The 6,791-nt window shown below is 57.2% G+C and carries 11 protein-coding genes and 1 pseudogene; 6 read left to right on the top strand and 6 right to left on the bottom strand.

Annotated features, from left to right (window positions below; translation table 11 throughout):
* A partial coding sequence (locus Q1M04_RS13395; RefSeq protein WP_366140831.1) for a hypothetical protein occupies positions 1 to 592 on the bottom strand: 592 nt, incomplete at its 3' end.
* Between the two features lies 1 nt (position 593).
* Positions 594 to 1,307: a LytTR family DNA-binding domain-containing protein gene (locus Q1M04_RS13390; protein ID WP_300448150.1), complete on the bottom strand. Its 714-nt coding sequence runs from the start codon at positions 1,305 to 1,307 to the stop codon at positions 594 to 596.
* 252 nt (positions 1,308 to 1,559) lie between these two features.
* On the opposite strand from Q1M04_RS13390, the gene Q1M04_RS13385 reads away from it, so the two are divergent.
* The 4 genes from Q1M04_RS13385 (at position 1,560) to Q1M04_RS13370 (ending at position 3,541) form a co-directional block, all read left to right on the top strand.
* Entirely contained in the window at positions 1,560 to 2,291 is a 732-nt protein-coding gene (locus Q1M04_RS13385) for a hypothetical protein (protein WP_300346740.1), read from the top strand.
* A gap of 11 nt (positions 2,292 to 2,302) precedes the next feature.
* Entirely contained in the window at positions 2,303 to 2,572 is a 270-nt protein-coding gene (locus Q1M04_RS13380) for a helix-turn-helix domain-containing protein (protein ID WP_300346742.1), read from the top strand.
* Positions 2,562 to 2,870, top strand: coding sequence for a PrgI family mobile element protein (locus Q1M04_RS13375; protein ID WP_300346744.1), 309 nt, complete (start codon positions 2,562 to 2,564; stop codon positions 2,868 to 2,870). The genes Q1M04_RS13380 and Q1M04_RS13375 overlap by 11 nt, the downstream gene beginning before the upstream one ends.
* 107 nt (positions 2,871 to 2,977) lie before the next feature.
* A complete protein-coding gene (locus tag Q1M04_RS13370) occupies positions 2,978 to 3,541 on the top strand; it encodes a hypothetical protein (RefSeq protein WP_300346746.1) in 564 nt (187 codons plus the stop codon).
* Between the two features lie 35 nt (positions 3,542 to 3,576).
* On the opposite strand, the gene Q1M04_RS13365 is transcribed toward Q1M04_RS13370, so the two are convergent.
* Complete coding sequence (locus Q1M04_RS13365) at positions 3,577 to 3,870, bottom strand: DUF2442 domain-containing protein (RefSeq protein WP_300346748.1); 294 nt, start codon at positions 3,868 to 3,870, stop codon at positions 3,577 to 3,579.
* An 11-nt stretch (positions 3,871 to 3,881) separates the two neighbouring features.
* Positions 3,882 to 4,148 (bottom strand): DUF4160 domain-containing protein, encoded by a 267-nt coding sequence (locus tag Q1M04_RS13360; protein WP_300346750.1) that lies wholly within the window; start codon positions 4,146 to 4,148, stop codon positions 3,882 to 3,884.
* An 81-nt stretch (positions 4,149 to 4,229) separates the two neighbouring features.
* On the opposite strand from Q1M04_RS13360, the gene Q1M04_RS13355 reads away from it, so the two are divergent.
* Positions 4,230 to 5,903, top strand: coding sequence for a type IV secretory system conjugative DNA transfer family protein (locus Q1M04_RS13355; protein WP_300346752.1), 1,674 nt, complete (start codon positions 4,230 to 4,232; stop codon positions 5,901 to 5,903).
* Positions 5,904 to 5,919: 16 nt separating this feature from the next.
* Here Q1M04_RS13355 and Q1M04_RS13350 read toward each other — a convergent pair whose 3' ends face one another.
* Together Q1M04_RS13350 and Q1M04_RS13345 are read right to left on the bottom strand one after the other, a co-directional pair.
* A complete protein-coding gene (locus Q1M04_RS13350) occupies positions 5,920 to 6,234 on the bottom strand; it encodes a type II toxin-antitoxin system RelE/ParE family toxin (protein WP_300346754.1) in 315 nt (104 codons plus the stop codon).
* Positions 6,215 to 6,487: a type II toxin-antitoxin system Phd/YefM family antitoxin gene (locus Q1M04_RS13345; RefSeq protein WP_297294334.1), complete on the bottom strand. Its 273-nt coding sequence runs from the start codon at positions 6,485 to 6,487 to the stop codon at positions 6,215 to 6,217. The genes Q1M04_RS13350 and Q1M04_RS13345 overlap by 20 nt, the downstream gene beginning before the upstream one ends.
* Here Q1M04_RS13345 and Q1M04_RS16220 point away from each other — a divergent pair.
* Positions 6,375 to 6,764: pseudogene (locus Q1M04_RS16220) on the top strand (replication initiator protein A); the annotation flags it as partial. The gene Q1M04_RS13345 and the pseudogene Q1M04_RS16220 overlap by 113 nt on opposite strands.
* Between the last annotated feature and the right edge of the window lie 27 nt (positions 6,765 to 6,791).

Here is a 6,791-nt window from a genome sequence, read left to right as displayed (position 1 = left end):
GCAGCGTACTATGCCTGCCAACCTCCTCCAGAGAAATGGTGGGGGCAAAAAAGCTGTAGGCGGTCTGGAGGATATACAGCTCCGAGGCAAAGAAAAACAGTCCGGGAAACAGCAGAAGTCCGATATAAGGCGTCTGGCTGTCCTCTGTCCAGGCCAGCAGCTTCAGTACAGCATAATAGCAGCCGGCGCACAGCACAAGAAACAGGAGCTGTGCCGCCAAAAACAGCAGATAAAACAGCGGACTGCCGATAAAGCGTGGAAAGAGCGCCGCCTCCACGGAGTTGATGATCCCGAAGGAGAGCTGTGAAATATAGAAGGACAGCACGGCGGCCAGCCAGGACACGGACCGCTGGTTTCCCATCCCATAGCGGCTGAGTCCGTAGAGCGCCAGCACACCCACGCCAACGGGGAGTGTCCCGTCAAGGGCGAGCCTGTCCGAGATAAGCTGAATCATACCCAGGATGAGAAAATAAACGGCAAAATACCATTTTTTCAGTTTCTTCCCGGTGAGGCGGCTGATAAAGACCATGTGCATCACCCCATGTCCCACAAGGAGGCAGAGACTGTCCAGAAGCAGAGCGAAATAGTCCATATCAGATACCCCTCTCTTTCATATAGCGTAAAAGGGCCTGGGTCAGCTCCCGCTCCCGCAGCCGGGAGGCGGGGATACGCTCCCCTTGGAACAGCAGGACCTGCCCGTCCTGACACCCCCGCACATAGTCCAGATTGACCAAGAAGCTGCGGTGGCACTTGAAAAAGCGCCCGTCCACCCGCCGCTCCAGATCCTCCAGCTTGTCATAGTAGTCGCTCACTGTCCCGTCACTTTTGTGGAGGTAGATTTTCCGGCCCAATACCTCGCAGTACACAATGTCCGAGAGAAGAACCACCTCGCAGCCGGTTCCCCTCTGAATCACGATGTCCTCGGCTGTCCTCTGTTTCAGGGAGCGGAGCACCCGATTCATTGTCTGTTTGAAGCGGGCGCTGTCCAGGGGCTTGAGCAGATAGTCGTATGCCTCTACCTGGAAAGCGTCGAAAACGAGCTCTTTCAGCACCGTCACAAAGACCAGCAGGCTGTGATCTCCCCGCTGGCGCAGCAGCTTGGCCGTTTCCATCCCGTCCGGATGCTCCATCTGGATGTCCAGAAAAATCACATCAAAGCGATCAACCGCATCCAGCAGGGCGCGGCCATCGGGAAAACTGCTGACTGAGTAAGCGGTGATTAGATTTTCTTTCATATAATCCGCAAGATGGCCGGCAAGCTCCTGAATCATCAACGGTTCATCGTCGCAGACCGCAATTTTTATCATGTTCACCACCACGCTTTTCTATCAGCTTATCAGATTAACAGAAGGAGAGCGGGGATGCAACCCCGATGTAATGAAATGCCGCGGGTATGTCATGAAATGTTTTCGCTCTAAAAAAGCCAGCGGAGCAACCGCAGCCGCCTCGCTGGCCTGAAGGGGAGATGGAGTTACAGTCAGATAATATCTCGTTTCTGATATACCTTTACCGCGATCTGATAGGAGATAAAGAACCAGACGGCGGAAATCGCAAGCACAATGTTAAAAGCTACGGCGGCCTGGCTGCTGGTCATCATCTTCGATATCATCATCATGTTCAAGGTGCTGAAGCTGCTTCTGGAGGTGGCGGAGCGTTATGTCATTCTGGCGGTGCTGTCCATTACAGCGCCGCTCGCCTTTTCCATGGGCGGCAGCAAAAGCACGTCGGAAATCTTCACGGGCTGGTGCCGGATGTTCGGCAGTATGTGTTTGCTGATGGTGACGAACGTCATGTTTTTCAAGATGCTTTTATCCGTGGTGTCAACCGTTCCCAGCGGCCTGGATGTGTTTCCCTGGATGGTGCTGATTGTCACCATTGTAAAGGTAGCGAAAAAGGCGGATGAAATCATCACCCGTATCGGCCTGAACCCCGCCATTACCGGCGACCGGGGCAAGGGCTTCGGGAGTGTGCTGGCCTACACGATGCTCCGCAGCGCCACGTCCAAGGTTATAAAGACCGTGGGTGCGGCGGCAACAGGCGGGGCCAGCGCCGCCGCCGGAGGAGCGAAAGCCGCGGCTGGCGTAGCTGGAGCGGCGGGGACAGCCGCGGCCTCCGGCGTGGCTGGCGCTGCTGGCGCGGCCTCCCGGGGAGGCAGACAGGCCATATCGGCGTCTATATCGGAAACGGCTACGTCGTCGAGGCCATGGGCACCAAATACGGCGTCGTGCGGACAAAGGTGGAGGGCCGGGGCTGGCGGGGCTGGTGCAAGGTTCCGTCTATCGACTACATAGAGGAGTAAGCCATGGAGAACAAGACCAACCTGCGGGCTTTGCGGCATCGGTATCATATTTCCCTGGCGGCGCTGGCCGCTCATGCCGGACTTTCCAAGCAGTATGTCAGCCGCGTAGAGCTTGGCGAAATTGCCGACACGCCCCTGCTGGAGGCGCAGATGGCCTCCGCCATAGAATTTGTGATTGCCGCCCGAAAGACGGAACTGCGGTCCTTGGAGGAAAACTACATGAACTATAAGGGACGCTTGCTCAGGGAGGAGGAACATCCAAATGAGCAATGAAACCTATTATATCCCTACCAACTTTACCGACGCTGGCCGGGTCATGGGCCTGTTTGGACTTCGCAATCTCATTGAGGCGGTTGTCCTGACCCTGCCCATCCTGTACCTGTGCCTGGCCTTTGTCCCGCTGTCCATGACGCCAAAGATCATCGTCACCCTGACGGTCCTGGTGCCCGTGGGAGGCTTTGGGCTCATTGGAATCAATGGCGACAGCCTCACCCGCTGGCTGGGCTCCTGGTGGCGCTGGCGGAAGGGACGGCGGCTCATTACCTACCGAGGGGAGTGTACGAAGAAATGAACGTAAAAGAACTGATTTTTGGCGGAGGGGTGAAAACCGCCTCCGGGGGCGGGGCCTACCGGGACAGCATCTAGGCGTGGCTCCCCATCAAGAACATCCGGGGCGGAGTGGTGGTCACCCGGGACAATCGCTTCATTAAGATTTTGGAGGTGCTGCCCGTCAACATCTACCTGAAATCCGCCAATGATCGGCAGAACATCATTGCCAGCTACGCCGCCTGGCTGAAGATCGCCCCGGACAATCTCCAGCTGGAGGCCCGGACCCTCCCGGCGGACACCGCTGACTACGTGGAGCGGATGAAGGGCTTTGCCGAACAGGAGGAGAACGAGTCCTGCCGGGAGATGATCGAGGACAACATCGCCCAGATCGGCCAAGGGGTAGCCAGCGACGCCATCCGGCACCGCTTCTTCCTGGTTTTCCAGTACGCGGCCCACATGAGGTCCAAGGGCCGCAGCACAGCCGCCATCATCCAGCGTCTGAACGAGGAGACGGACACCGCCCGGCGGTATCTGGACGTGTGCGAGCTGGAGGTGCTGGAGCCCCGGTACACGGACGATTTCATCCTGAAGCTGCTGTATGAGATCATCAACAAGCGCACCAGCCGGCGGATGAAGCTGCCGGAGGGTGTGTTCGATATGACCACGGCGGTGCATGGTATTTATGAGGAATAGTCAAGGGATACCGCCAAGCGGTATCCCTTGAGCACCTATGCCGCGCCTTCATCTGAAACGGCATGGTCATATAAGAACTTCGGAGAAATGTCGATATCCCCACCCATCCATACCGTTACGCCGTAATCAATGTAGACTCCATTGAATACGGATTTATCCGCCAGCGGAGCGAAAGCGGGCTTTTCCAGCAGAGGCTTGAAATCAAAAACCTTTGCCTCGCCGGTGCTGAACCGCAGCCACAGCTTGTAGTCCTCCATTGGCCGGACGCCGCTGATTTTGATAACCGGCTCCTTCTCTCCGGCATACGCGATACCGTCTACAATATACATTTCCGCCCTCCTTACCGCAGCGGCTCTATTTTGCCGAACGGCACATTCTGAACCGCTTTGTTCCATGCCATGTACAGCTCTTCCTCGTGGATGGCCGCCCAAGCCTGGACCAGCTTCAACTGCTTTACCGGGAGGCTCCCGGCCAACAACTCCCCGTCCACACCGACAGACGCCTCGTATTCGCTGTAATACACATGGAAGTGCGGCCGGTGATGCTGGGCGTCGTCGCTGTAGAGCATTTTTATAACGATATTGTAGAATATGCAAAGTTCCGGCATGGGCACGACCTCTTTTCATTCCTCGTTTCTAATTCCATTATACGCATTTTCCCCATAAATTCAAGCAAAGGATGTGAGTATATGAATACCCTTTTGAAAAAGAAACCCGCGAAAGCTCCGCCGCCAAGGGCGAAAAAGAAAAAGCCCGCCGCCCAAAGGAACAGTCAGGAGAAGTTTTCCCTCAAGCGCCTGCTGATGGGCGAGGAAAAGCCGGACCTGACAGAGCTGGAATCCGGCTCCACCACCATCCTGGACATTCTCTCCCCTACTACTGTGGACACCAAGAGCCGGGACTATATCGTGGTGGACAGTGTGTACCACGCCTACCTCTATGTCACGGGCTACGGCTACGCAACCACCGCCGGCTCCTGCTGGCTGGCCCCATTGGTGGAGGCAGGGGAGGGTGTGAATCTCAGCTTCATTTTCAAGCGCCAGCCCAAGGACAAGATTCCCGAACTGGCGCAGTCCTATCATAAAGATGCAATCCAGAGGCGGCTCCGTCTGGCGGGTTTGATTCTGACAGCCTACAGAGGTTACGTTGACCCGTTCACGACAACAGCGGAAAACCTTCTTCACTCCCCAAGCCTTTTTCTATCCGCCGTCACCAGAAGCCGGGGCGCAAATCCCTGGGGCAGTACCCGCATTGCGGCGATTGCCCGCCTGGGGGACCTGCTCTGTGCCGCGCACTACGTCTGCCCCGGTATCGGCAAGATGGCCCTGACGGACGAACTGCACACCTTCACCAACCAGACCGCCCGCTTCCGGGATGCCCGGCGGGCGTTCCTCTTTGCCGGGGAAAGCTACGGCGATATCCTGGCGGAGCTGGAAGCCTCCGAGCCAAGGACTCATGACGTGGACTTGCTGCTGCCGGGACAAAAACCCTGCGCCTACTTCGTCATTATCTCCGCCCAGGACAGCGCCTACCGCTTCCTCAGCTCCCTGTTCTTCTCCCTGGCCCTGCCCAGGCTTTCCGACTATGCCCGGCTTCATGGGAAGAACGGCCGTCTGCCCGTTCTGGTGAACTTCTGCCTGGACGAATACTGCAACATCGGCTACATGGACGGGATAGCGGACGCACTGAACAGCATCCGGGGCTTCAACATGAGCTGCCAGGTGGTGGTGCAGAGCCTTTCCCAATGGCAGGAAAAGTACCCCGGCAAGGAGTGGGAGAACCAGCTGGCTACCTTCGACCAGACTCTCTATATGGGCTGCAACGACCTGACCTCGGCGGAGTACATCTCCAAGAAATGCGGCAAGGTGACGATCTCCGTTACCAATAACCAGATGCCGCTCATGCCGCTGTTCTCTCCCGTCTACACGTCCACCCGGCCCTATTCCCAGACCCGGAGCAATACCCAGAGGGACCTGATGCTGCCAGACGAAATCCTGCGCTTGGACCGGCGCCAGTGCATCGCCCTGTTTCAGGGGCACAAGCCCGCCCTGCTGTACAAGCTGGCCCCGGAGGAGCTGCCGGGATATGACACGCTGAAATCCTGCAAGGTCATTGACTACACCCCGGAGTGGAAGCGGCGGGAGGAAGAACAGGCGAAAACCGCTCCGGCCTCCCCTCCAGCGCCGGAGCCGCAAGAGAACGTCCCTACGCCGAAAGAAGCTCCGCAAGCCGAATCCCCGCCAGCGGCCTTCCCGGAGTATGACATCCCGGATATGAAGCAGGGAGGCGGTCTGGGCATGGTGGAAATTGAGGCCGTGCGGGACAGCGGCGATGAAGACGATGACAGCCCGCCGGGGAGGTAATCCCGGCGGGCTGTACTCAAATCATTTTACTAAAGTCCCTTCGGCTGTATAAGATTCGCCGGACCTCCATGACATTGCCTATGACTACATAGAAGATTGTGAAGTTCCGCACCTGGATGCGGTAGTAGGGATACTGCCGTTCCTTAGCGGAGCGGTAGGGCTCAAAGGACTCCACGCAATGCAGCCGCTCCTGTATCGCGGCCTCAATGGCATCCACCAGATTTTCGGCGGCTATGGGATTCTGGAGCCGGAACGTGATGTAATCCACGATCCCGTTCAAGTCCTCCTCGAAGAGCGGGAGTATCCGCAGTTCATAACGCCTTCCGCCCACGGATACGCCCCCTCACTCGGCTGAAAACCTCTTCGCCGGAATAGCGGGTATCGGAAAGCCGCGCCGCCCGGTCCGCCTCATCCAGGGCGATTTCCACGTCGTCCGTCAAGGCGGCGTACTGCTCCAGGCTGAGCAGCACCATGGAGCCGTATCCGTTTTTGGTGAGGAATACCGGCTCCCCGCTTTTCAGAACGGTTTCCTCAATTTCCGGGTACTTGTTCCGAAGGTCGGAAACGGGCCGAATGTGCATCATAACACCACCTCGCTTTTCTATCTGTATTCTATCATTATTTTATCAGAATCACAAGACTTTTATTTTGACAGGAGGTGCGCCCATGAGGGCCGCAGAGATGAAAGAACGTCCGAATTTCCCCTTGATGCGGCAGACGGATATCCAGAGTATTTACCACATGCAGATGCCCCGCTGGCTGTTCTCGGACCCCAGGTATGCGGACATGAGCTTGGACGCCAAGGTGGCCTATACCTTTCTCCTGAACCGCTTTCAGCTCTCCCGCCGGAACGGCTGGACCAACGAACGGGGAGGACCAGATCATCAG

This window comes from uncultured Oscillibacter sp. (genome assembly GCF_950073225.1).
Taxonomy (GTDB): Bacteria; Bacillota; Clostridia; order Oscillospirales; family Oscillospiraceae; genus Oscillibacter.
The sequence above is the reverse complement of the archived record's forward strand: the minus strand, read 5'-3'. Positions and strand labels throughout refer to the sequence as shown.